Source organism: Pseudooctadecabacter sp. (genome assembly GCF_965657175.1).
In the GTDB taxonomy this organism is placed as follows: Bacteria; Pseudomonadota; Alphaproteobacteria; order Rhodobacterales; family Rhodobacteraceae; genus Octadecabacter.
Genome location: NZ_CBFHNH010000016.1, coordinates 43,002 through 66,138 on the forward strand (window position 1 = coordinate 43,002; position 23,137 = coordinate 66,138).

Annotated in this window: 19 protein-coding genes and 7 pseudogenes; 17 read left to right on the forward strand and 9 right to left on the reverse strand. The window is 56.8% G+C overall.

Features of this window, described 5'->3' with window-relative positions; genetic code table 11:
- Nucleotides 1–14 precede the first annotated feature (14 nt).
- The 6 genes and pseudogenes from ACTG36_RS12855 to ACTG36_RS12880 all read left to right on the forward strand — a co-directional run bounded on the left by ACTG36_RS12855 (nt 15) and on the right by ACTG36_RS12880 (nt 6,632).
- On the forward strand, nt 15–719 hold the full coding sequence (locus ACTG36_RS12855) for a DUF2182 domain-containing protein (RefSeq protein ID WP_375280883.1): 705 nt from the start codon (nt 15–17) through the stop codon (nt 717–719).
- 56 nt (nt 720–775) lie between these two features.
- Nucleotides 776–1,690: a prolipoprotein diacylglyceryl transferase gene (lgt, locus tag ACTG36_RS12860; RefSeq protein ID WP_375280884.1), complete on the forward strand. Its 915-nt coding sequence runs from the start codon at nt 776–778 to the stop codon at nt 1,688–1,690.
- A gap of 103 nt (nt 1,691–1,793) precedes the next feature.
- The gene (locus tag ACTG36_RS12865) at nt 1,794–2,405 is read left to right on the forward strand and encodes a hypothetical protein (RefSeq protein ID WP_375280885.1); all 612 of its coding nucleotides are present in this window, start codon (nt 1,794–1,796) and stop codon (nt 2,403–2,405) included.
- A gap of 228 nt (nt 2,406–2,633) precedes the next feature.
- Nucleotides 2,634–3,241 (forward strand): annotated as a pseudogene (locus tag ACTG36_RS12870) (L,D-transpeptidase).
- A gap of 451 nt (nt 3,242–3,692) precedes the next feature.
- Entirely contained in the window at nt 3,693–6,062 is a 2,370-nt protein-coding gene (locus ACTG36_RS12875) for a heavy metal translocating P-type ATPase (RefSeq protein ID WP_375280886.1), read from the forward strand.
- Nucleotides 6,063–6,119: 57 nt separating this feature from the next.
- On the forward strand, nt 6,120–6,632 hold the full coding sequence (locus ACTG36_RS12880; protein WP_375280887.1) for a L,D-transpeptidase family protein: 513 nt from the start codon (nt 6,120–6,122) through the stop codon (nt 6,630–6,632).
- Here ACTG36_RS12880 and lspA read toward each other — a convergent pair.
- The 5 genes and pseudogenes from lspA to ACTG36_RS12905 all read right to left on the reverse strand — a co-directional run bounded on the left by lspA (nt 6,623) and on the right by ACTG36_RS12905 (nt 10,086).
- Nucleotides 6,623–7,075: pseudogene (gene lspA, locus ACTG36_RS12885) on the reverse strand (signal peptidase II). The gene ACTG36_RS12880 and the pseudogene lspA overlap by 10 nt on opposite strands.
- Before the next feature lie 12 nt (nt 7,076–7,087).
- The gene (locus ACTG36_RS12890; RefSeq protein WP_375280888.1) at nt 7,088–7,870 is read right to left on the reverse strand and encodes a ZIP family metal transporter; all 783 of its coding nucleotides are present in this window, start codon (nt 7,868–7,870) and stop codon (nt 7,088–7,090) included.
- Nucleotides 7,871–7,882: 12 nt separating this feature from the next.
- Entirely contained in the window at nt 7,883–8,338 is a 456-nt protein-coding gene (locus tag ACTG36_RS12895; RefSeq protein WP_375280889.1) for a DUF411 domain-containing protein, read from the reverse strand.
- Between the two features lie 3 nt (nt 8,339–8,341).
- Nucleotides 8,342–9,547, reverse strand: a pseudogene (locus ACTG36_RS12900) (M23 family metallopeptidase).
- Complete coding sequence (locus ACTG36_RS12905) at nt 9,544–10,086, reverse strand: SCO family protein (RefSeq protein WP_375280903.1); 543 nt, start codon at nt 10,084–10,086, stop codon at nt 9,544–9,546. The pseudogene ACTG36_RS12900 and the gene ACTG36_RS12905 overlap by 4 nt, the downstream one beginning before the upstream one ends.
- Before the next feature lie 251 nt (nt 10,087–10,337).
- Here ACTG36_RS12905 and ACTG36_RS12910 point away from each other — a divergent pair, with 251 nt between their 5' ends.
- From ACTG36_RS12910 to ACTG36_RS12930, 5 genes and pseudogenes are all read left to right on the forward strand, one after another.
- Entirely contained in the window at nt 10,338–10,766 is a 429-nt protein-coding gene (locus tag ACTG36_RS12910; RefSeq protein ID WP_375280890.1) for a MerR family transcriptional regulator, read from the forward strand.
- A 255-nt stretch (nt 10,767–11,021) separates the two neighbouring features.
- Nucleotides 11,022–11,356 (forward strand): annotated as a pseudogene (locus tag ACTG36_RS12915) (hypothetical protein); the annotation flags it as partial.
- Nucleotides 11,357–11,371: 15 nt separating this feature from the next.
- Nucleotides 11,372–12,129, forward strand: a pseudogene (locus ACTG36_RS12920) (transglutaminase-like domain-containing protein).
- Nucleotides 12,119–13,030 (forward strand): cation diffusion facilitator family transporter, encoded by a 912-nt coding sequence (locus ACTG36_RS12925; protein ID WP_375280892.1) that lies wholly within the window; start codon nt 12,119–12,121, stop codon nt 13,028–13,030. The pseudogene ACTG36_RS12920 and the gene ACTG36_RS12925 overlap by 11 nt, the downstream one beginning before the upstream one ends.
- Before the next feature lie 612 nt (nt 13,031–13,642).
- Nucleotides 13,643–14,284 (forward strand): annotated as a pseudogene (locus ACTG36_RS12930) (transposase); the annotation flags it as partial.
- Between the two features lie 795 nt (nt 14,285–15,079).
- Here the strand turns inward: ACTG36_RS12930 and ACTG36_RS12935 are convergent.
- Nucleotides 15,080–15,247 carry a hypothetical protein gene (locus ACTG36_RS12935; RefSeq protein WP_375280893.1) on the reverse strand — a complete coding sequence of 56 codons (168 nt, stop codon included), beginning with the start codon at nt 15,245–15,247 and terminating at the stop codon, nt 15,080–15,082.
- A 48-nt stretch (nt 15,248–15,295) separates the two neighbouring features.
- Between ACTG36_RS12935 and ACTG36_RS12940 the strand changes: the two genes are divergently transcribed.
- The 4 genes from ACTG36_RS12940 to ACTG36_RS12955 all read left to right on the forward strand — a co-directional run bounded on the left by ACTG36_RS12940 (nt 15,296) and on the right by ACTG36_RS12955 (nt 18,428).
- Complete coding sequence (locus ACTG36_RS12940; RefSeq protein WP_375280894.1) at nt 15,296–15,640, forward strand: copper resistance CopC family protein; 345 nt, start codon at nt 15,296–15,298, stop codon at nt 15,638–15,640.
- Nucleotides 15,641–15,643: 3 nt separating this feature from the next.
- Complete coding sequence (locus ACTG36_RS12945) at nt 15,644–16,522, forward strand: copper resistance D family protein (RefSeq protein WP_375280895.1); 879 nt, start codon at nt 15,644–15,646, stop codon at nt 16,520–16,522.
- Between the two features lie 70 nt (nt 16,523–16,592).
- Entirely contained in the window at nt 16,593–18,035 is a 1,443-nt protein-coding gene (locus ACTG36_RS12950) for a multicopper oxidase family protein (RefSeq protein WP_375280896.1), read from the forward strand.
- 57 nt (nt 18,036–18,092) lie between these two features.
- Entirely contained in the window at nt 18,093–18,428 is a 336-nt protein-coding gene (locus ACTG36_RS12955; RefSeq protein ID WP_375280904.1) for a substrate-binding domain-containing protein, read from the forward strand.
- A gap of 529 nt (nt 18,429–18,957) precedes the next feature.
- Here the strand turns inward: ACTG36_RS12955 and ACTG36_RS12960 are convergent.
- Together ACTG36_RS12960 and ACTG36_RS12965 are read right to left on the reverse strand one after the other, a co-directional pair.
- On the reverse strand, nt 18,958–19,464 hold the full coding sequence (locus tag ACTG36_RS12960) for a hypothetical protein (RefSeq protein ID WP_375280897.1): 507 nt from the start codon (nt 19,462–19,464) through the stop codon (nt 18,958–18,960).
- 48 nt (nt 19,465–19,512) lie between these two features.
- Entirely contained in the window at nt 19,513–20,403 is an 891-nt protein-coding gene (locus ACTG36_RS12965; protein WP_375280898.1) for an AraC family transcriptional regulator, read from the reverse strand.
- A gap of 161 nt (nt 20,404–20,564) precedes the next feature.
- On the opposite strand from ACTG36_RS12965, the gene ACTG36_RS12970 reads away from it, so the two are divergent.
- Nucleotides 20,565–21,518 (forward strand): SDR family oxidoreductase, encoded by a 954-nt coding sequence (locus ACTG36_RS12970; protein WP_375280899.1) that lies wholly within the window; start codon nt 20,565–20,567, stop codon nt 21,516–21,518.
- A gap of 569 nt (nt 21,519–22,087) precedes the next feature.
- Here ACTG36_RS12970 and ACTG36_RS12975 read toward each other — a convergent pair.
- Complete coding sequence (locus ACTG36_RS12975) at nt 22,088–22,345, reverse strand: helix-turn-helix domain-containing protein (protein ID WP_375280900.1); 258 nt, start codon at nt 22,343–22,345, stop codon at nt 22,088–22,090.
- Nucleotides 22,346–22,722: 377 nt separating this feature from the next.
- Here ACTG36_RS12975 and ACTG36_RS12980 point away from each other — a divergent pair.
- Nucleotides 22,723–22,983 (forward strand): annotated as a pseudogene (locus ACTG36_RS12980) (lytic transglycosylase domain-containing protein); the annotation flags it as partial.
- Nucleotides 22,984–23,137: the final 154 nt, after the last annotated feature.

The following is a 23,137-nucleotide window of genomic DNA, read 5'->3' on the forward strand; positions in this document are numbered from 1 at the left end:
AGGGTGAATACAGAATGCAGCAAACCATCTTCCGAAACGTCTTCTGGCTGACCTTTTTTGCCATCGTCTTGTGGGCGTGGTGGGTGATGTACAGTATGGCGACAGCGCCCATGTCGATGATGCCGAGCGAATTGTTCCGCTTGTTCATCATGTGGGCCATCATGATGGCCGCGATGATGGGGCCGACCTTTGTCCCAACCATGCGCGCCTACGAGGACCTTATTGTATCGGCCAATGGAAGCCGGGCAGGATCCATTGGCGTCGTGATTGGCTTTTTCATCGTCTGGATCGGCTTTGCAGGTCTGATTGCCACTACACAATTCAACCTCATTGAATGGGGTCTTTTGACCTCTATGGGGCAGTCGGTGTCGAAAATCTTCTCTGCCGCTCTCCTGCTTGCCGCGGGACTATACCAGTTTACGGCGCTCAAGGACCGGTGTCTTGCGCATTGCCGATCCCCGATGTTCCAGTTTCTGGCCCATTGGCGGCCCGGCTTTGGCGGCGGCGTCTATATGGGGCTGCACCACGGTGCCTACTGCGTGGCCTGCTGCTGGGGCCTGATGGTCATCGGATTTGTCGGCGGCACGATGGACCTGATTTGGATGGGGGGGGCGACCCTCATGATGACGCTGGAAAAACTGCCTGATGTCGGGCGTTACCTGACAAAACCACTTGGAATCGCGCTGATCACCTGGGGAATTTCTGTACTGGTTCTCTGACCGATTTGCCCCGCCTGTCACACATTCAATGCAGACCTCAAGAGAGGAAATGACCAATGTTGCCACTTTATATTCCGTTTCCGGAGATCGGGACCGAAGCCTTCGGCTTTGACATCGGGGACTTTCGCATCGCTCTGCGGTGGTACGCCTTGGCCTATATCGTCGGCATCCTGCTGGGATGGTGGATGATCCGCAGGGCTTTGGCACGTGCGGACCTGTGGGCGCAAAGCACGCCACCGATGACGACAAAACAACTCGAAGACTTGGTCACCTGGATCATTCTCGGCGTCATTATCGGCGGACGGCTAGGGTTCGTGCTGTTCTATCAACCTGCCTATTATTTCCAGAACCCCACCGAAATCCTGATGGTTTGGCAAGGTGGCATGTCGTTTCATGGCGGTTTCTTTGGCGTTGTCGTTGCCGGTCTGTTGTTTTGTTATCGCAACGGCATACCAATTTTGCCCACCGCCGATCTTCTTGCGTTGGCAACACCGCCCGGCTTGTTCCTTGGCCGGTTATCGAATTTTACCAACAACGAATTATGGGGTCGTCCGACGGATGTGCCATGGGGCGTCGCGTTCCCGGGTGACGCGGCCCAATATTGTGAAGGCGTCGTCGGCATCTGTGCCCGCCATCCCTCGCAGCTCTATGAGGCACTTTTGGAAGGTCTCGTTCTTGGCCTGATCCTGATCATCCTCGCCTGGCGGCGCGGATGGCTACGCACACCAGGCGGTCTGACGGGCGTCTTTCTCGTGGGATATGGCAGTGCTCGATTTCTTGTCGAGTTTTTCAGACAGCCAGACGCGCAGTTTATTACCCCTGACAACCCGATCGGTCATGCAATCCATTGGGGAACAGGGGGGCTGACTATGGGTCAGATCCTGTCCACACCGATGGTCATTGTTGGAATTCTTCTGATCATACTGGCGCGTTCTGGGCGAACCTCTCAGCAGCGGCCCGCAGAGATATGATACAGAAATTCGGACCGCTACATATAAATACAAAACTCCGGTTTGAAACACGGCCGGTTTGACTAAACCAAATAAGAACAACTTTTTGTCGGGGGCTTAACCAATGAACAGACGCTTTTTTATCGCCGGGCTTCCCATGCTCGTTGCATCCTGTTCGGCACCAGAGGTCTGGGCCCCCGATGACGCGATCTCCCGCTACATCCACCGCGAAAAGGGCCCCAAATACCTGACCCTCTACACGATGAAAAACGTCAGTTCGGGCAACGGCGCGCATTCGGCTTTGCTGATCAATGCCAGCCAGCGGGTCATCTTTGACCCCGCTGGATCCTGGGAACAGGAACAAATGCCAGAACGCAATGATGTATTGTACGGGGCGTCTCCACGTTTGGAGGAATACTACGTCAGTTTCCACGCCCGCGAGACTTACTATGTCATTGGTCAAACGGTTCCGGTTTCGGCCGAAGTGGCAGAACAGGCACTGCGTCTGGCCATCGCATCCGGACCGGCGCCGCAAGCCAATTGTTCGCGATTCACATCAAGACTGCTGCGTCAATTGCCCGGCTTTGAGAGCATTGGACAAACCTGGTTCCCCAACAATCTGTCCGATGATTTCGGACAGCTTCCGGGGGTTGAGACGCAAGAATTTCGGGAGGATGATGCGGACGATAAGACCGTCGCGGCGGCGGCTATCGCTGCGGAACTCGCATCCCCATAGGCGTTTGACGTTCTTTTTTCAGATAATCGAGGTTTTCGCGCTCGGCGGGCAGCCTCGGAGTTCACTCTTTCGCAGGAAAATTGGGGCTTGACCCTAAGGCTGCTTTAGGGTGGTGGCGTCTTTGACGACGGTTCCAACCGTGACCGATTGCAAGACGTAAAGAGGAAAACCACTAGACTGACACGACGCCATTTCGTTTCAACGACTGCGGTCCTGTTTTCTGCACCTCTGGCTATTCCGACCGTTGCGAACGCAGCGCCCTCTGCTTTGCAAAAAGCAACGTGGGATGCACAGGTTACACCCGCCAATTATGTGCCCGAAACCTCCAATCCATGGGAATTCAGCCACGCTTTCTTCGAAGACGCGTCGAGGCAAGAGACAATCTGACGTCGGGCGATATCCACGTCGATGCGGTTGCCCGCTATCTTTACCACATCGAAGAGGGCGGAACGGCCATGCGGTATGGGGTCGCGATCGCGCGCGGAAATCTGTACGAGCCCGGCGTCTATACAATCCGACGCAAGGTCGAATGGCCGACTTGGACGCCAACAGCATCCATGATCGAACGCAATCCTGAGTATGCCCAATGGGCGGATGGTATGGATCCTGGCCCAAACAATGCTTTGGGGTCGCGGGCGCTTTATCTCTACACCGGAAACCGCGACACGCTTCTTCGTATCCACGGATCTCCGCACCCGCGCTCTATCGGTGGGCGGGCTAGTTCCAGCTGCGTACGCATGGTCATGGCCCACATCAATGACCTGTATCCGAATGTGGCTATGGGCTTCACCACCTATCTGTACTTTGCAGAAGATAGTGTCGTTTCAAGCAGCTAAATCGACGGCCAAATGACGTCGAGGACGGCAAAGGATGCAACCGCTGACTTTACCGTCCTCGGCACTACGCTGATTGAGCGACACAAATTGCCCGACCATCAAACGTTCTAAGTGGCAGCAACGTCGTCTCAACCGGACCGCGGTGCATATAGCAGTAACATTTGTCTTCTGGCAAAAGCCGGGCGGTGTTCGGGTCTTCCTGAACAACGACAGGTTCGCAAGCCGCAAGGAATATTCCAGTCCCCATCAGCAATCCAAGCCTAGCAATGATCAAGTGGTCCAATCGACTTCGCGTTAAACCTTAGTACTGGTCTACTTTTTGCATCCCAACCGCCATCTTGCAACGCCAGTCGGGCCCAACCCGAAAAAAGCGAAGTCAGTTCACTTAGGGCTTGAAGCTAAAGCGGCTGTAGCAATTACGTTACTCCTGAACATGAATTCGGAGAGTGTCATGACAAACGACAATGCAGGCGATGATCACAGCAAACACGATCATTCCAACCCTGCGCATACCCACGATCATGCGCATGAGGGCGCATGTTGCGGGTCAGATCAGAGCAGTGTCGTGCCGGCGTCGCCGCCACCCGCGAACGGTCGCAGCTTTCAGGTCAACGGTCTGGATTGCGCCGAGGAAGTCTCGATTCTGTCGAAAGTTGTAGGACCCAAGTTGGGTGGTGCCGAACATCTCGCGTTCGATGTCATCAACGGGCGCATGACGGTTCTGGACAGCGCCACGTCCCTATCGGATGCCCAAGTCATGGAATTGGTCGCCAGCACGGGCATGTCGGCACGTCCTTGGGACGCCGAAAACGCGAGTGCGGATCAAGCGGCACATCTTGCCAAACAAAAATGGTTCACAATTGGCAGCGGCGGGTTCTGGGCTGCGGGGTTCGGTTACCACATCATTGAGACGGGTCTGAGCGGCGCGCTGGGGCTGTTTTCGGGCCACGGCGAGTCTGCCATGCCGTTGGTCGAGGTCGTCCTTTTTGGCCTCGCGATCCTATTCGGGGTCTGGTTGGTTGCGCCAAAGGCGTGGTCCTCGGCCCGTCGTCTGTCACCTGATATGAACCTGCTTATGGTCGTTGCCGTTGCGGGCGCGATCGTTCTGGGCGAATATTTCGAGGCCGCCACGGTCGCCTTCTTCTTTTCGCTTTCGCTTTACCTTGAAAGCTGGAGCGTGGGGCGCGCGCGAAATGCGGTGTCCGCTTTGCTTGATTTGGCCCCGCCGACGGCACGTGTCCTGAAAGATGACGGGACAGAGGCCGATGTACCCGCGGCGGAGGTCATGGTCGGCACCCAGTTCATTGTCAGAGGTGGCGACCGCATCCCGTTGGATGGCGAGGTGACCGATGGGGCAGGGGCGGTAGATCAGGCCCCCATCACGGGTGAAAGTGCTTTGGTGCCGAAAGAGGCTGGCGACGATGTCTATGCTGGCACTATCAATGGTGAGGGCACATTGACGGTCCGCGCGACGAAGGCCGCAACAGACACCGTTTTGTCCAAGATCATCCGCATGGTGGGCGACGCCCATTCGCGTAGGGCTGAAGTCGAACAATGGGTGACCAAATTTGCCCGCATTTACACCCCGATCGTCATGTTGCTGGCGATTGCGATCGCGATTTTACCGCCCCTGTTGATGGGTGGGGACTGGAACTATTGGTTCTACAACGCGCTTGTGCTGCTGGTGATTGCCTGCCCCTGTGCGCTTGTCATCTCTACCCCTGTGTCCATCGTCGCGGCGTTGGCTGCGTCCGCGCGGGCCGGGGTACTTATCAAAGGCGGGGCCTATGTCGAAGCGCCTGGGCGCTTAAAGGCTCTGGCATTGGACAAGACCGGCACCATCACGATGGGCGAGCCGGAGGTTGCCGCCGTCTATCCCTTGGGCGACGCCACAGAAGGCAGCCTATTGGCGCTTGCCGCCGCGTTGGAAGCGCGGTCTTCGCACCCGTTGGCGCGCGCCATTTTGGGTCGGGCTGAACTGGACGGGATCGCGGTCAGTGCTGCGGAAGACACCCGAACAGTGCCGGGCCGCGGGCTTGAGGGGCGTATGAACGGGCAGGGGGTCTGGCTTGGATCGGATCGCTTCACCGAGGAAAAGGGTTTTGGCCCATCTATCCCGTCAGATATCCGTGACCGCGTTGAAGGCGCGGGGAACACGCTTGTCGTGGTCGGAGACGAGACCGGTGTGACCGGCCTTCTGGAATTGCGCGACCGGATCCGGCCTGACGCGAAGGGCATCGTCGCCAAGCTCCATGCGCAGGGTGTGGAAAAGATTATCATGCTGACGGGCGACAACGAACGCACGGCGCGGGCTGTCGCGACGGAAGTGGGCATTGACGAAGTGCGCGCAGAGCTTTTGCCGGAGGACAAGGTCACTGCCATCGAAGAGTTGGTGGCAAAATATGATATGGTCGCGATGATCGGTGACGGAGTAAATGATGCCCCAGCCATGGCACGCGCCCATTATGGGATCGCGATGGGAGCGGTTGGGTCAGATGCGGCCATCGAGACGGCCGATATTGCCCTGATGACCGACGATATCGGTAAGGTGCCTTGGCTGATCGGCCATTCGCGCCGTACGATGATGATCATTCGCCAGAACATCGGGATTTCGCTGGCGACAAAGGCGCTATTTGTCGGGCTGACGGCGTTCGGAATGGCGACCATGTGGGGCGCGATTGCAGCGGATGTCGGTGTGTCGTTGGTTGTGGTGGCGAATGCGTTGCGTCTCTTGCGGTCGAAAGATACGCGAAGCACGCCCGACGACAGGGATGGTGTAGGAGAGCAACTGGCATTGGGTGCCCTTGCCCACGGACATTGATTTTGGGAGGGGTCCGCAGTAGGGTCGTGCAAAACAAATCAAAAATTGGGGCAGACCATGAAAGCACTTTCTATCACTCGACGCGGCGCGTTGTTGGGCGGGCTCATGACCTTCCTGTCCGCATGCGCCAGCAAGTTCCGGACCTACGACGGTCCCGAAGTCACCCGCGTGCGGGTCTACAAGGCAGAGCGATTGATCGTCCTTGACGGGGCGACCGAGCCATTGCGGACCTACCCCATGGGCATGGGCTTCGCACCGGTTGGTCACAAGCAGTTCGAGGGCGACGGAAAAACGCCAGAAGGGTCGTATATCATCGACCGCCGCAACCCGAACAGCCAGTTTCACCTTTCAATCGGCATTTCCTACCCGAATGCAGCAGACCGTGCTTTTGCCGCAGCGCAAGGCCGGTCCCCCGGCGGTGACATTTTTATCCACGGCGGCCCCAGACGTGGAATCGATCCGATGAATGTCCGGGATTGGACGGCGGGATGTATCGCCGTCACTGATCGCCAGATCGAAGAGATTTATTCCATGGTGAAGAACGGAACGCCGATCGACATCTATGCCTGATTTGGTTTTGGGCCAGGCACGAAAAAGAGCAGTGCGACACCGCCAACCACGAAGACATCTGCCAGATTGAATGCTGGCCAATGTAGGCTGCCCACATAGAAATCGAGAAAATCGGTGAGCGCGCCAAACCGCAAACGGTCAACGACACTGCCGAGTGCGCCGCCGACGATTGCACCGTAGGCGACGGCCTTGATCCTATTCGTCGCACGAACCAGCATCACCGCCAGACCAGTACAGATGATGCCAGCCAGTGCCGATAGACTCCACCATGGAGCCTGATCGAATAGCCCGAAACTTACCCCTTAATTGCGTCCGAAAACGAGGTCGAAGCCCGGGAAAATCGGATGTCCGGATCCGATCCGTCCCGCGTTATCGACTCTTATCGTCTTGGTTACCTGATCAATCAGCAGGGCCGCGACAAGGGCCAGACTTCCTGTTGTCATCGGTTTTATGGCCTACCCCAGCCACACATCCAGGAACAGCATAATGACAAGACCGACGGCGAGGCCCAGTGTCGCCCTGTTCTGATGTCCGTTTCTGTGGGTTTCAGGAATGATTTCGTGGCTGATAACGTAGAGCATGGCACCAGCTGCAAAAGCCAACCCCCATGGCAAAAGAGGTTCTGAAATCGAGATTATGCCAGCACCAATCACACCACCTATCGGCTCGATCAGTCCCGTCAGTGCCGCGATGCCCCAAGCGCGGAACTTGGAATAGCCTTCACCAAGAAGGGCGACCGCAACGGCGAGACCCTCAGGCGCATTCTGTAAGCCGATACCGATCGCCAAGGGCAGGCCGCCCGCGACGCCTCCCGACCCGAAGCCCACGCCAACAGCCAGACCTTCGGGGAAGTTGTGGATCGTGATCGCAATGATGAACAGCCAGACCCGCCGTAGCGACGCAGATGCAGGGCCTTCGCGACCGGTTTTGAAATGCTCGTGCGGGAGCTTTTCGTTCATCAGCGCGACGGCACCCATACCCAAAAGAATTGCGATGCAAACGATGGCTGCTGGCATCGCTTCGCTTGCGTACATTGGCTCGGCTGCGTCGAGGGCCGGTATGATCAGGGAGAAGAAAGAGGCCGCCAACATGACGCCTGCGGCAAAACCCAGTGACAGGTCTCGCGTGCTTTGAGACGGCAAACGACCGAAAAGAATCGGAACTGCTCCGACCGATGTCATTAGTCCAGCGGCAAGACTGCCCAAAAAGGCGAGGGCGAGAGGGGAGAGCGATTCCATGATATGTCCAGTCTAGTTTTCAGAGTAAGATGTGAAGTCGTCAGTAGATCCATCATCGTTGATCAGAAATACATCATATGCTTCGCGATTGTCATCGGGGCCCACGCACGGTGATCCGTAGGGCATGCAGGGCACCACGAGGCCTACGGCATCATGGCGTTCCGAAAGAAGTCGGCGGATGTCGGCCGCAGGCACGTGACCTTCGATCACGTAACCGTCGACAAATGCGGTATGGAAAGACGTCATGGCTTGCGGCACGCCGCTGTCTATCCTCTGACGAATGAGCAAACCGCCATGCATGTCTTCACCCGTCGGTGCAAAGCCATTGTCTTCCAGATGGTTCATCCAGCCAAGACAACATCCACAGCCATTGGTCTTCATCACTTCGAAAGGAGTATCTTGCGCAAATGCGGGAGCAGCGGTGAACCCGACAGGAGCGAGGGTAAGCGATGTCAGAAAAGATTTCATGGGTCAGAGCCTTTCATTTTCATCTGGCTTACGCTCAGTGGAGAGGGTGGTTACAAGAAGGGTTCTAACATCGCTTTATTGTAAGTTCCCATCGGGATCATGCGTTTCACCAGCGATGACCGCCGCAAGCCGGTCATCAGTGAGAGGGTCAATCGGATTGCCGTCAATATGCACTTCGTAATGCATATTTGGACCGGTCGCTGTTCCGGAAGCCCCAACATTGCCGATGACATCCCCAGCGGAAACGCGTTGTCCAACGGCAAGTCCATCACGATACGCGCTCAGGTGGGTGTAACGGGTCATTGTATCCGCACCGTGGGCGATTTCGACCACTCGGCCGTATCCGCCTCGCCAGCCGACAAAGGATATCTGTCCAAGCGCTGTCGCATGAACCGGTGTTCCCATGGGGGCCGCGAAATCGACACCTGTGTTCATTCTGACGTTGCCGTAGATGGGATGGCGACGTTGCCCGAACACCGAACTGACCCGTGCACCGTCGACAGGTTGTACGAACACCCGCAACAGTTCTCCATTTACATATATCGTCGCTTGCCCTGTTCCATCCTCCGGCCACACCACTTCGTAAAGCGCGTGGCCAAGGTCAAGCGCCGCATACGTTATCTCTGGCTGACCAATCCGCATGTCGTCCAAGCGTGCTTCGCGCCACAAAACCTGCGGTGTTTCACCGCCCTGCAATTCCCGACGAAAATCAACTGTCCCGCCCAGCATCTGGGCCAAATCAACGGCGAAACGCGCCGGGATGTCGGCGTGCAGCCCACCCGAGAGGGTCGTATTGACAGTTAGTGTATGTCCAGGCCGCAGGCGTCGCAGATCGAATTCCGCGCCGATGGCGAGGGCCACCTCGGCACGCAACGCCGCGTTCAGGCCGGCCTCCATCAACAGGCTGTCGAGTGTTCCTCCCGTGGCGACTTTCCCAGACCAGGATGTGAAAAGGTCTTCGGGTGCCAGCGTCAGCACCGGAGCGAAAAGTTGCGGACCGGCGGGAGGCGAAATTGCGCTCCCTTCGGTCAAGGTCAGCGCATCCAAGCCATCCACGGCCGGGGCCTTTACAGGTTCCGGTGCCCATTCCCCAGCCGTCTCAAGTGCCTCCGGAGTGGCCAATCCACCCCATGGGTTCGACACCGCGATGGTCAAGACGGCAATGCCGCCCGTCATGGCAACCGCCATGGCCCAATGTCTGATTTTCATACCGGCTCCTCGCTTGGTATTTCCAAGGCCTGTCTGATCTTTGGAACCGCAAACTCTCGCGGTTCGTGATAGTCGATTGGTCCCGATAATCTGCCCGTTTCATCGAACAGGAAGACGCTTGCGGTGTGGTTCATGGTGTAATCGCCACTGTCGGTCGGGATCTTTTCATATCTCACTCGGAATCCGTCTGCCGCGCGGGCGATCTCATCCCCAGGGCCAGTCCAGCCGCGCACCGAGGGATGAAAATAACTGACGTAATCGGCCATTGCCTCTACGGTGTCACGTTCAGGATCAACGGTGATGAAGATCACATTCATGCCCTCGGCCTCCGGCCCGAAGTCTTCCAGCCAGGCAGAGATGTCGGACAGGGGGGTCGGGCAAACATCCGGGCAATAGGTGAAGCCGAAAAAGACCAGCATCCAGCGACCCGCAAAATCATCCTGGGAGCGCACCATGCCACGATGATCGGTGAGTTCGAACCCAGCTTCAAACGCCGGCGCGTCGACGAAAGTGCGCGTATTGCTTTGGTCGCACCAAATTTAGAACACGGCAAAGGATACCGCTGCCGCGATCGCCAAAAGCCACAGCACTTTTTGAAGGACTGCCAATTTTACCCGCAAGGAACTGTTCTTAGACCTCTTCCTTGCGGGTGGATGAAACTTCTAGCGGCTAGAGGTTCAAGGCCTTTCTGCGGCAGTGCGGCGGGGTGTCACGCTTCAGCAGAAAACCGCCGTGCCTTGCCTTGGTTGCGGCGCATATCTACAGTGACTTTACTTTACAGGAGATAGATATGCTCACCATCGGAACGCTCGGGCGGAAAACAGGAACCAAAGTGCAGACCATCCGATATTACGAGCAAATCGGACTGATGCCGGAGCCCGGCCGGACAGAAGGCGGGCAGCGACGCTATGGCGATGCTGAATTGGATCGTCTGGCCTTCATCCGCCATGCGCGACAGCTCGGCTTTTCATTGGACGCTATTCGGGAACTCCTGGAACTCTCGGACAACCCGGACACATCCTGCGAGGATGCGGATGCCATCGCACGCCGCCAGCTTGAACAGGTTGAGCAACGTATGATCCGTCTCGAAGCGCTGCGCACTGAGCTCAAGCGCATGGTCCATGAATGCAGCGGCGGGAATACGGCTGACTGTCGTGTTCTTGAGGTGTTGCGCGACCATTCGGAGTGCCTCACCAATCATCAGGAGATCGGTGCCTGAGGGCCGGCCCCAATCGCCAATCCACACGCCGCATTGGCCGATTGTTTTGTCATCTGGGCCTGGTGACATCAGGGCGCTGCTGTCTGTCTTGTCGGTGGCGCGACTATTTTTGGGCACCCCGCAGGGTCTGAGCCCGTCTTCTGCTCTGCTTGCTTGGACTATGTCCGTGTCGTGGGAACAGTCACACCAAACGGGCCAAACGAAACTGGAAACGCGAAAATGCGTAAGTGTTTCCTACGCAGCTAGGGGAGCGGCATGCCATTGAGCGCCGCAGCCATCAATGCCGTCTGCGTCTGGCTATTGGCACGGTTGCGCGATCCAGACGTCATATCAGGGCCGCGAATACGTTCAGTTGGAACGACTTTGCGGCCAACCTTGGCATTGTGGTCGCGGGTGGCCTCGTCGCTTGGCTCGGGTCCAACTGGCCCGATCTGGCGGTGGGGGTCGTCGTCGCCTGCATCGCCTTCTGGGGCGGGATAGAGATTTTGCGAAACGCGCACAAAGAACACCACAAAGCAATTCACGACGATCCGGAGCAATTTTTGCTTGAACCTATAGCGACTGTAGAGACTACACCGATCCCATCTTGATTCGAGGACGAGGATATGACGATTGATTCATTGTTAAATGCCACTGCGCTGCTTGATTTTCATGATCCTGCCATACGGTCCCTGATCGCAGGACGCGGCTGGGAAACGATGGCGGAATTCGAAAAGATCGGAGCGGTTTACCATTTCGTTCGCGACGACATCGCCTTTGGGTACAACGGCGCGGACGATATTCCTGCATCCGAGGTGCTTTCGGATGGGTATGGGCAATGCAACACCAAAGGGACGCTATTGATGGCGCTTCTCAGGGCCGTGGGGGTCCGGTGCCGGTTGCATGGCTTCACGATCCACAAGGGGTTGCAACGCGGCGTCGTGCCGGAACTGGTCTTTCCGATTGCGCCCGATGAGATCCTGCATTCATGGGTCGAGGTCGAATACAATGGGTCGTGGGTGAACCTTGAAGGCTTCATTCTGGACAAGACCTTCCTTTCATCCTTGCAGACCTCTTTCCCGACCGCCCAGAGCCTGTGCGGCTATGGCGCCGGAACGGATTGCATCGATGCGCCTGCCGTCGACTGGACCGGCGCGGATACTTACATCCAGAAAACCGGGATCGTACAGGATTTCGGGATCTTCGAGGACCCGGATGCGTTCTACATGGCACACGAACAGTCCTTTGGCCTGGTTCGTGGGGTTCTCTATCGTCATATCATCCGCCATTGGATGAACGCCCGTGTCCGCGCCTTGCGCAGCGGTCGACTCAAACCGAAAAAAACGTCACGCATATCCATCCGGAGACACCAAATGCCGCATGACCATGCCCACATTGATCCTGAGTCCGGCGACAAAAGGGTCGGAATTGCGATCTGGGCCAACGGGCTTCTGACTGTCGCGCAGATCATCGGCGGAATTTTATCCGGCAGCCTCGCCTTGATTGCGGACGCGCTGCACAATTTTTCTGATATGGCTTCGCTTATCATTGCCTTCGCCGCGCGCAAAATCGCGCGCCGTCCGGCCGATGAGCGCATGACCTTCGGGTATGGCCGAGTCGAAATCGTGGCGGCTCTGATCAACTACACGACCCTGATCGTGATCGGCTTTTACCTGATCTACGAGGGCGGTATGCGCATGATCGATCCCCCCGAAGTTATGGGGTGGACGGTTGTCATCCTCGGCGTGATCGCATTGGTGGTCGATACATTGACCGCGATGCTGACCTATTCGATGCAGAAAGGCAGCGTGAACATCCGCGCGCTTTTCCTCCACAACCTTTCGGACGCATTGGCGTCCGTGGCGGTCATTGCCGGCGGGACGCTCATTATCCTTTATGACATGCGATGGGTCGATCCGGCGATTACCATCGGTATTGCGCTCTATATCCTTTATCTGGCCCTCACCGAGATCGGCGGGCCGATCAAAACCCTCATGCTCGGAAGCCCACCGGACATTGACGGCAACGAGGTGGTCGACGCCATTGAAAAGATCAATGGTGTCATCGAAGTCCACCACGTTCACCTTTGGCAAATGCAGGAGCATATAGCGGCGCTGGACTGCCACGTTGTTGTCGACCTGGTGCACTTGGAAAAGGCCGAAGCGATAAAGCAAAATATCAAGTCAATGCTGTCTGATCGTTTCTCCATCGAACATTCCACGCTCGAGTTTGAAGCGCGCGACGATATGCATGACAATGCCGAGGTGTTTGGACATGGCCCATGACGGCGGGTCAGACCATCGTGTTCGTTATCGGCATACTGTCGGGCATGGTTTTGATTTGTGCGCTTATCTGGTCCATCGTTTTCCCAGCAAGCGCATTTGGCCGCCCAGGGATTTCAAGTCCAAAATTCCGACGGTTGCGTGGGGTTTGACGCTTTCCGTCTATACTGCCGCGATAAGCCTCGGGCTTTCGGTGTGGAAAGAGGGAGCCGTACCTTCTTCGTTTCTGTGGGTATCAGGATCAGCCTTTATCTTGGTTGGTAACCTTGTCGCATGGCGGGGCGCATTTGCGATCGGCCTGAAAACGACGAGCGGGGGCAAGGGTGAACTTGTGACTACAGGGCTGTACCGTTACTCACGTAACCCAAAATAGCTGGCTGACATCGCCATTTTCCTAGGCATTGGCCTTTTGTTTTCGTCGATTTGGGTGTGGCCTGTCGTTGTTATCGGCATCGTTGCTTTGGTCCTGGCCCCTGACGCTGAAGAACCATGGCTGCGTGCGCATCATGGGCAGAAATACATCGATTATTGCGCGACGACGGGTCGGTTTTTCTGAAATTTTGACCTCAAAGTATTGTCATTGATTTCCTCTTGAACCTCTAGCTGCTAGACATTTTAGAAAAGGACGCTGATCTGATCACGGCACCAGATTACGTGGTGATCAAAGCAGCCGACGGGTTCACGGATAAAACCACTACCATCAACCAGATGTGGCACACGGACTTTACCTACTTCAAGATCATCGGCTGGGGTTGGTACGATTTGAACACGATCCTGGATGATTGCAGCCGCTACATCATCTCATGGAAGCTTTGTACAACCATGCGGGCCCGTGATGCGTCCGAGACGATTGAGCTCGCTCTGACAGCATCAGGCTGTGACCAAGCAGTTGTTCGACACAAACCGCGCCTGCTCAGTGATAACGGGTCGTGCTACATATCTGGTGATCTGGCCGAATGGCTGGAAGGGCAAAATATGGATCATGTCCGTGGTGCTCCGTTCCATCCACGGACACACGGCAAAATCGAACGTTGGAATCAAACGATGAAGAACCGCGTACTGCTGGAAAACTACTATCTTCCCGGCGATCTCGAACGCCAGATCGGGGCATTCGTCGATTATTACACCAACCAACGTTCCCACGAGAGCCTGAACAACGTCACGCCGGCTGATGTCTACTTCGGCCGCGAAAAAGCCATTCTCAGAGAAAGGAAAAGGGTATTGCCTTGGCATCCGTCACACACGAAACAACGCTGAAAAAACCTGTCTTCACGTCACTTTCAAAAGCCCGATCATCTCGTCGAGCTTGGCAAAAGCCACGAAGGCCGATTTGCCCTGTCTTGCCCGCGGCGGCCCAGTCCGGCGTGACAAACCGATACAATTGACCAGGTTGGATTGCTTAGAAGACTTCCCTATTTCCGTCTCATGTACTTTCTGCGCGCGATCCTAATCTCGGCTTTGGTCCTTGCGACGTCGCTCTCCGGAGCGACGGCGGAAAGTGTTGAACAGGCGTTGGAGCATACCCAATTTGCTGCAGACAGCGGCCATTCAGAAAAAGACCTATGTTGTAAGGCAAATGCCAAGACAGCGGAGGTCTGTCATCATGCCCCTGCTCTTGTTCCAGACCAGCGGCGTGCCAGTATTTTGCACGCCACTGATAGCACGTGGTTCGTCCAGCTCGTTCTGGTTCTGACAGGAATCGAAACTTCTGGCCCTCTCGACCCTCCCCGACCAGCCTAGCTTTGTGACAAGTCCTGCGTCCTTCTCACTCAAGGGCTGCAGCGCACAAAATTCTAAACAGGCGGCGCTTTTTGCGTTAATCCATCGAGAGAGAAATCTGATGAACTCAGAAATAAGAAGGGCGACCAAATCGCCAATGAGATCAAAGGCCATTGGGGATAAAACCTCGGTTTGGTCCGGTTTGGACCGTAACAGGGTCTCGCTCATCAATTCCAGACGACATTAGCCCGCTTGGTAAACGTGGGGCCGATGGTTGGAAGTTTGTCCGGCCTGAAGCACCACTCGCAAATGCGGACGTAAGTTTCCCCAGCTTCATGACGTGATCATGACGGCGTTCTGCCACGAGCCTGGCAGTTCGTTCCGCCCGATCGTCAGAGGCGGCAGACCTGCGGCAATTGCGACCATGACCTCTGCTGGTCCGCTCACGCGGGCCGACAGATAGATGTCGGACGCGAAGTCCTCATCAATCTCAAAAACCAAACCGGCCGGACTCCGTTCGTGCCACCAACACAAAACAAGGAACACATCATGAAAACTACAATCTTTGCAGCCTTCGTCCTGACAACTGTGGCAACAGGCGCATTCGCCCATGCCAAGGCCGAAAATACGACGCCCGCAAACCAAGCGACCGTTGACACCGTAGAGGTGATCGAGATGCGCTTTGACGATCCAATGCGTGTGACCGCGATCAGCTTGACCGGTCCGGACGGCAACGTCGAAGTCCAGCGGGAAACCGGTATGGATGCCGTGACGGAATTCAAGGCAGTTCCGCCTGCTGACCTGGCCGCCGGAGCCTACACGGTAGATTGGCGCGCCTTGTCCCCCGATGGCCACCCGATGCAGGGCAGCTTCAACTTCAACGTCGAGGGCTAAACCATGGAAGGTCTCGCACCAATCGAGCCCTTGGGCCTTCTCGCGATCTTTGCGAAGGCCTCGGGCTATGCCGCCGCGTTGTTGGCGATGGGCGGGCCGTTGTTTCTGGTGTCGTTTCGCAACGCGCCAGAGGCAACGCTCGCGCTTGCCCGGAAAATAGCCATCGTTGCGGCTTTGGTAGGCCTGGCAATACTCGCGGTTCGCTTCGGGATCAGGGCTGCGCGGATATCCGGTATGGGCTTTTCGGGTGCGATTGATCCGATGATGCTTGGGTTCGTCTGGGACTCACCCTTGGGCGATGCCGCGCTGTTGCGTGGCGTTGGTCAGGTACTGGTTCTCGGGCTGATCTTTAAGGGCATGATCGGACTTGGTGCGGGACTCGTCGGGACGCTGCTGATCGCAGCGTCCTACACTTTCGTTGGTCACTCTTTGGGGGATCCGAGATGGCTTCTGGCCAGTCTGCTGACCGTTCACCTTTTGGCGGCGGCGTACTGGGTCGGTGCCTTGGCACCATTGCACCGTGCGGCTGGCAGCCAGACCGGGGCAGACCTGCTACATCGTTTCGGTCTCATCGCAAGCGGCACTGTCGCCCTTCTGGTGATTGTCGGTGTCACCTTTGCATGGATAATGGTTGAATCCCTCTCCGGACTTGTGACCACGGCCTACGGCTGGACCTTGTTGGCTAAAGTTGCCGTTGTCTCGGGGTTGATGGGCCTCGCTGCGTTGAACAAATTGAAATTCGTACCCGCGCTTGCGGCAAATCATCCGGGTGCCACTTTACACCTGAGACGATCAATCAAAGTCGAGATAATCGCGGTCGTCTTGATCCTGCTGATCACCGCCACGCTGACGTCTGTCACCACACCACCTGTGAACCTTTGAGACGAAAACCAAAATGCCACGTCTTTCTCGGCGATCCGTTCTGGTGGGGGCCGCTGCGTTTGGCGGAAGCATGGCCCTTCCCATGCGCGGCATTGCGCAGTCAGCGCCTCAAAACACATTGACCGTCGGCACTCGCACGCTCGACGTGCGCGAGCGTGCTGCAACGGTCTATGGCATTACGAACCAGTCCGGGGAATCCGGGCTGGTTCTGCCTGTCGGCAGCCCATTCGATGTGCGCGTCAGGAATACGATTGCCGAACCGACTGTCGTTCACTGGCACGGCCTGACGCCGCCATTTTCCGATGATGGCAGCAGCGTCTCCCAACCGCCAATTCCAGCGGGCGGAACCCATGATTACCGCTTCGATCTGGAAAGATCCGGCACCAACTGGATGCACTCGCATTTCGGGCTGCAAGAGGCACAGCTTCTGGCGGCACCCCTGATCGTTGAATCTGCAGAGGATGCGACCGCCGACCGGCAGTCTGTTACCATCCTCCTGCACGATTTCAGCTTTACGTCTCCGGAAGAGATTTTTGCGAGGCTTCAGTCCGAAGCAATGGCCGTTGTCGGGTCCGGTATTGCTGCGATGACTATGGGAATGGTTCGCGGCGGCGACGGGAGCATGACCGGAATGGACCACGGCGGCATGAACATGGGCAACATGCAGGGCACGGATGGCGGCGGTATGAACATGGGCGCGATGCCAATGGACCTGAACGATGTCGGTTTCGATGCCTTTCTCGCGAACGACCGTGATCTCTCTGATCCAGAGGTCGTTCAGATCGAAAGGAACGGTCAAGTGAGATTGCGGATTATCAACGCGGGCTCATCGAGCAATTTCTGGATTGATACCGGACGACTGCCTGGGCAACTCGTCGCTGTCGATGGTGTGGATGTCTCACCGATATCCGGTTCTCGTTTTGAAATCACCATGGCGCAGCGACTTGATATCGACGTGTCGATCCCTGCGGGCGGCGGCGCCTATCCGATCCTTGCCCAACTCGAAGGCGGCAAGGAGCGCACCGGCATCATTTTGGCGTCGAACGGGGCACAAATTGACCGCATTTCCGATATGGCCGAGGTAACTGCGCCGCCCGTTCTACTTGACCTCGAACGACAGTTACTTGCGGCAGACGGCTTGGAAACCAGACCAGCCGACGCTGACCTTGCCATTGATTTGACAGGCGACATGAACCGCTACACGTGGGGCATTTCCGGCAAGCCGTTCGAAGAACGGGACCCGATCCAGGTCACTGCCGGTCAGCGGGTTGAAATCACAATGCGCAACCAGACGATGATGTCACATCCTATGCATCTGCACGGCCATCATTTTCAGGTGGTCGGCCTCGGGCGCGCCAGATTGGCTGGCGCGATGCGCGATACCGTTCTGGTGCCGCCAATGGAAAGCGTCACCATTGCATTCGATGCCAATAACCCGGGCGAATGGCCCCTGCACTGCCACAACATGTACCACATGGCAGCGGGCATGATGACGACGGTGGAATACGTCTAGGTCAACCTTTCAACGGACGCGGGCCGCGGTCTTCACCGCGGCCTGCGTCGCAGAACTATTTTTGACCGAGGTGCAGACCCGCAGCGGACATTGAAGTTGATGTCGGGAAAATCACGCCCCGATGCGATATTCTGCGCAAACGATTTGATGGCCGTGGGCTGTTATGAGGCCCTAAAGGAACTCGACGAAAAGATCGGTGATACGATTGCCGTGATGGGCTACGATGATCAGGAAATCGCGCAACACCTGTCACCGGGATTGTCGACCGTCCTGTTGCCCCATCGGGAGATGGGCCAGTGGTGCGTGAAAGAAATCTTGGCGGCTCAGGAAACTGTGCACGCCGAAAGGATGAACTGTCCTGTTGTGTATCGTTCTTCGCACAGGTCCATGTAGGCTTTGTGCCTTTTGACTCTTGTACCGACATTTTTACATAAACTTCATTATGCGTATTTATACTTAGTGCCGCGATAGTATACTTTCGTATGTATGCTAGGCCCTGTCACAGAGGGCCGTCAGCATGCGTCATCTATTCAAGAAGCTCCTCCCCTCGGTCGCAGTCGCTCTGACTGTGACAAGTACGTCGCTCCCGATACCCGCCCGCGCTCAGACATATCCAATCAATTGCGCGATCCTCCTGTGCCTGTCTTCGTCGACTGGCGTGACTACGAAGGGAACTATGGCTTTGAGCAGGTGAACTACTGGTGCCGACAAAGGCAGCGTTGGCATTCATCCGTATTGACCTGAGTGCTCGGAGTTACTCAATCACCGGTCGTTCGCAGCTGTCGATGCCGAGGTCAGCTGAGCGGGATAAAACGGAAGTTTGTTACATCGCACACAATGGGTGCAACACCCCTCACGCCGGACATCCATCACGAACGCGAGCTGGCTATCGCGTCCGGCCTTCGGTTGCAGTCTCATAGAACTAACGACCAGACAGTGCCGGAACCAAGCTTGTCTTATAAGCCTCCAACCGAGCATTGGCGTTGCTGTCGATTAGCATGATGAGGCCTAGAAAGATGACTGCCGTAATAGATGCCGCGCGCCAGCCGGGGCTATTCACGCAAACGACCAACAGAGCGGCAGCAGCAATCATCAGCGGCATAACCTTGAAAACCGCCGTGTCATATTGCGCCATTGTCCGGTCAACGCGCTCGATCTCCGCGGCGACAAAGCCCGCAGCGTCTTCGGCGAAGGCAGTCGCCAAGCCTGCTAAACTTTTCCACGTTCCGTAGAATAGCCCGCCGCCGAGGATCAGCATCAGCACTCCGGCAACGAACATCGGGAGCACGAACGCCATGGCCATGTCGGTTTCTCCCCTCGACCAGGAAAGAAGGCTGGCCACGAGAAACATCACTCCGAAAAGAGCAAATAGGCCGTTTGACAGCAGTTCCGCCCGGGCCCAGTCGGTCGATGTCTCTAGGATGTCCATAGAGTTTTTCCTTTTCGGGGCTGTGTGTCTGAATCGCGGAGTGCGCCCCTAATTTATTCGTTCTGGCACCTGCGCCGCGTTGCTCCATTGCCGGGGTGATTGGCCGTACATCCGCTTGAATTCGCGGCTGAATTGAGAGGCGCTTTGATAGCCCACGTCCCAGGCTGCCTCCGACACGGTCTTTCCTTCCGCGATCTTCATCGCGGCGTGGTTCAGCCGCATGGATTTCACGAATTGTATCGGAGACAGTGTCGTGGCTTCCTTGAACCGTCGATGGAAAACCGCCCGGCTCATGCCGACGTGGTCGGCCATGTCGTCGATGGTGACCTGTTCGTTCAGGTGGGTTGAGAGGTAGTCGATGGTGTGCGCGATTTCATTGCCGACACCAAAAGCCCGTCTTGCGGCGGCCCCAGCCTCGCCCATGAGCACTGCATAACACAACTCGCGCAATCGCCCCTGTCCGAGCACCTCCAGATCAACCGGATGGTCGAGCAAATCGAGAAGCCGCAGCAGTGCCTGGGTGAAACCACCATCCCAGGACGCCAATGCCAAAGCTGATGGCGCGCCATCCCGCGATTGTCTGTTGCCACCAGCGGCGGTCTCGATCTCCATGGTGAGTTCGCGCATCATTCGCGGATTTAATGAGATCATGACGCCGAGCAGTGGATCAGATTCGGACGCCTGTGGCGTGCCGGCCTCGACCGGTAAGGTCATTGGGCACAGCAGGTATTTGTCGCTGCCGTAGACGTGGTGCTCACCGTCCAGAACAGCGACCTTGCTGCCACTGAGAATAGCCACCACCGTGGGCTCGTAGACAGCAGGCACGCAGGGCATGGCCTCGGTCACGCGGAAAAGCTGCACGCCCTTCAGTGCAGTATCGACAAGGCCTGCCTTTGGCAGACGACGCTCGATCAGGGTTTTGATCTGGTCTTTGCTCATGCACATTAGCTGGCAGAGGACTTTCCTCTTTGCAATAGGTTTGAGACGATTGGGCAAGAAATCGAGAGGATATCGCCTGTTTGCCCGCCCAATCCGGTTCTATCTGTGCTTTCAAGAAACAACATCCCTAACCGCCAGTCTGGACTGGCAGGAGACAAAACATGGCAGATACGACATTTGGACCTAAAGGTTGGACACCCGAGCGCCTCGGCGACCAGTCGGGTAAGACCTACATCATCACCGGCGCCAACGCTGGCGCGGGCTTTCAGGCCGCGCGCATCTTGTTGAAGAAGAACGCCAAGGTGGTGATGCTGAACCGCTCGGCCGAGAAATCCGAGGCGGCCATCGCGGAGCTGAAACAGGAAATTGGCGAACAGGCCGATGTGAGCTTCATCCGCATGGACCTGTCCGTTCTGGACAGCGTGCGCAAGGCGGCCGAAGACGTTCTAAAGACGGTCCCTCGGATCGACGCGCTGATCAACAACGCGGCCATCGCGCAGGTGCCGACACGCAAGCTGACCGTCGACGGGTTCGAAAGCCAGCTTGGCACCAACCATTATGGGCATTTTCTGCTGAACGGTCTGCTCTTTGATCGCATCGCGGAAAGTAAGGGCCGGATCGTGGTTGTCGCCAGCCTCGGCTACAATATGGGCCTCAAGACCATCAAGTTTGACGATATGAACTGGGATGAGGGCTACGGCGCGAACACCGCCTATTCCCAGAGCAAGCTGGCGCAGATGATGTTTGCTTACGAGTTGCAAGACCGTTTGGCCGCGGCGGGGCGTAGGGACGTCGAGGTTTTCGTCTGTCATCCCGGCTCATCGGCGACGTCATTGATCACCACGAGCGGAAGCCGCGTCATGCGTTTGATTTTCTGGCTGATGACCAAGACGCCAATGGTGCAGACTGCAGAGCAAGGCTCCTACCCGGAGGTCATGTGTGCCACCGAAGAGGCCCTGACCGAGCAACGCGCCCTTTATGGCCCAACGGGTCGCATGGAAATGGTTGGCCTTGTCGGCAAAGGCACATTGAACGCCCACGCCTACGACAAAGCGGTCATGTCGCGGCTTTGGGATGCATCCGAAGAAGCCGTCGGGTTCGAGTGGAAACTCTGACCAGTTGATTGAAGTCAGCCGCCAGCGCACCCAGTCCGGAGAGCGGGCATTGGTACGCTGTGCAGCATCCGAGAGGTCTGGGCTCAGAGTCCGCGTTCGCCGCATGCGACCCCAATGTCCGGTATGCCGGCGGACGCTATCCATCACATATGAACTGGCGGCTAGCTGAAGAGCCTATCCGCCTTCGCCGCGTCCAATCCGCTTCAAACCATCGAAGTCGATTTCCTGCTTCTGTTCCGCCGTGAGATCCGGCAGGGTTTCCGATACCGGCTGGGCCCCAAGACATTCTACATCACCACATGCGCGCCTGTAGTCCAGCGATACACCCAACCAACGATACTGCACCCATCGGTCCCGATCAGATTGGCGATCGCGACGCCCTCACCTTTATCATCGTTCACTGTTTCCTGACGTCCTGCATTATGGCGCTGAATTTGCGGCATGGTGTCATAAGGCGCTCACTCGCGCCGTGGGCCGCACGTGGTGGATGTTGGCTAACTGCTCTTCATTGAGGTAGCTGATCTCACGCGGGGACATCCAAAGCGGAGCGCCCCAAAATTGCATTGTTTTCAAATCTTGTGGTCCGGCTCCGTGGCGGCTTCGACGATCGCCAGAACCTCCGTTAAATCGAAGCCAAGTGCTCGGGACAATACGATGAACTCGACAACGTCGATCCGTCGCTGGACACTTTCAATGCGCGCCACGAGAGACTGATGACAGTCGAGCCTGTCCGCCAAGTCTTTCTGCCCCAGACCCGCGTGTTTTCGGGACCCGACCAAAGACTGACACAGGGCCAGATGCCCGGTACTCCAGATTGTTTTCTCCACGCGTCACATACCTTTTATGACGTCGCTAGCGGATGAAATCTGTTATCTAGAAAGTAGATATATGAGGGTGTTATCTGCGTCTGGTTTCCAAGGGGTGCAAGTCTGTTGCAGGCCCAGAGGCCCATCACTCCCCCACCAGCTCCAGAAACCGACCGTAGTCCTGACTGACTTCGCGGGCTTCTTCAAAAGCGCGCGCATGCTCCTGCTCGAGGCAGCGAATGTGGTTACGGAAGCACGTTTCCGCGAACTCGTGGAAAGTGGCTATAGCGCTGAAATCCTCTGCCAGGGGTCGGCACACAAGCTGGCCTCTACCGATAAGGGCGGCAGCAAGTAGCCTTCTCCTTTTCTGGTATCTCGCGGGTCCCGCCACCGCGCAGATGGTACTGGTCATGGAGAGCGATGGCTCTCTGACCGTATCCCGCTCCCAGGGCAGCTTTGCCCGCACTTACAATGACGGCATCGGAGAGGGGTCCGCGGCTGATGAGCTGGCGATCCTCGGTGAAGATGAACCAGCTATTGAACCTGACGCGTTGCGTTTTGCAGCACGCGCCCGTCCGGCACCCCTGCCCCGCGCCGATGTTCTGGCGGCCATCGAGGCCACGGCGCTTCGCTACGCCGGGCATCCCGGGCTTCGGCGCACGCAGAGGTGGTCCTAAATTTTAGACCAGTTTGCAGCCGATTTAAGGTGGATCATGGGTTGATTTAGGCTGCTATTCTCATTGGTTGGTGTTTGCTGGCATAGGCCTTGTCAGGGGTCAACAAGCCGTGCGTCGCGTGTGGACGTTCGGAGTT

Coding starts and splice junctions, on each gene's coding strand:
- ACTG36_RS12855 (WP_375280883.1), top strand. CDS start 15: ATGCAGCAAACCATCTTCCGAAACGTCTTCTGGCTGACCTTTTTTGCC.
- lgt (WP_375280884.1), top strand. CDS start 776: ATGTTGCCACTTTATATTCCGTTTCCGGAGATCGGGACCGAAGCCTTC.
- ACTG36_RS12865 (WP_375280885.1), top strand. CDS start 1,794: ATGAACAGACGCTTTTTTATCGCCGGGCTTCCCATGCTCGTTGCATCC.
- ACTG36_RS12875 (WP_375280886.1), top strand. CDS start 3,693: ATGACAAACGACAATGCAGGCGATGATCACAGCAAACACGATCATTCC.
- ACTG36_RS12880 (WP_375280887.1), top strand. CDS start 6,120: ATGAAAGCACTTTCTATCACTCGACGCGGCGCGTTGTTGGGCGGGCTC.
- ACTG36_RS12890 (WP_375280888.1), bottom strand. CDS start 7,870: ATGGAATCGCTCTCCCCTCTCGCCCTCGCCTTTTTGGGCAGTCTTGCC.
- ACTG36_RS12895 (WP_375280889.1), bottom strand. CDS start 8,338: ATGAAATCTTTTCTGACATCGCTTACCCTCGCTCCTGTCGGGTTCACC.
- ACTG36_RS12910 (WP_375280890.1), top strand. CDS start 10,338: ATGCTCACCATCGGAACGCTCGGGCGGAAAACAGGAACCAAAGTGCAG.
- ACTG36_RS12925 (WP_375280892.1), top strand. CDS start 12,119: ATGCCGCATGACCATGCCCACATTGATCCTGAGTCCGGCGACAAAAGG.
- ACTG36_RS12940 (WP_375280894.1), top strand. CDS start 15,296: ATGAAAACTACAATCTTTGCAGCCTTCGTCCTGACAACTGTGGCAACA.
- ACTG36_RS12945 (WP_375280895.1), top strand. CDS start 15,644: ATGGAAGGTCTCGCACCAATCGAGCCCTTGGGCCTTCTCGCGATCTTT.
- ACTG36_RS12950 (WP_375280896.1), top strand. CDS start 16,593: ATGGCCCTTCCCATGCGCGGCATTGCGCAGTCAGCGCCTCAAAACACA.
- ACTG36_RS12960 (WP_375280897.1), bottom strand. CDS start 19,464: ATGGACATCCTAGAGACATCGACCGACTGGGCCCGGGCGGAACTGCTG.
- ACTG36_RS12965 (WP_375280898.1), bottom strand. CDS start 20,403: ATGAGCAAAGACCAGATCAAAACCCTGATCGAGCGTCGTCTGCCAAAG.
- ACTG36_RS12970 (WP_375280899.1), top strand. CDS start 20,565: ATGGCAGATACGACATTTGGACCTAAAGGTTGGACACCCGAGCGCCTC.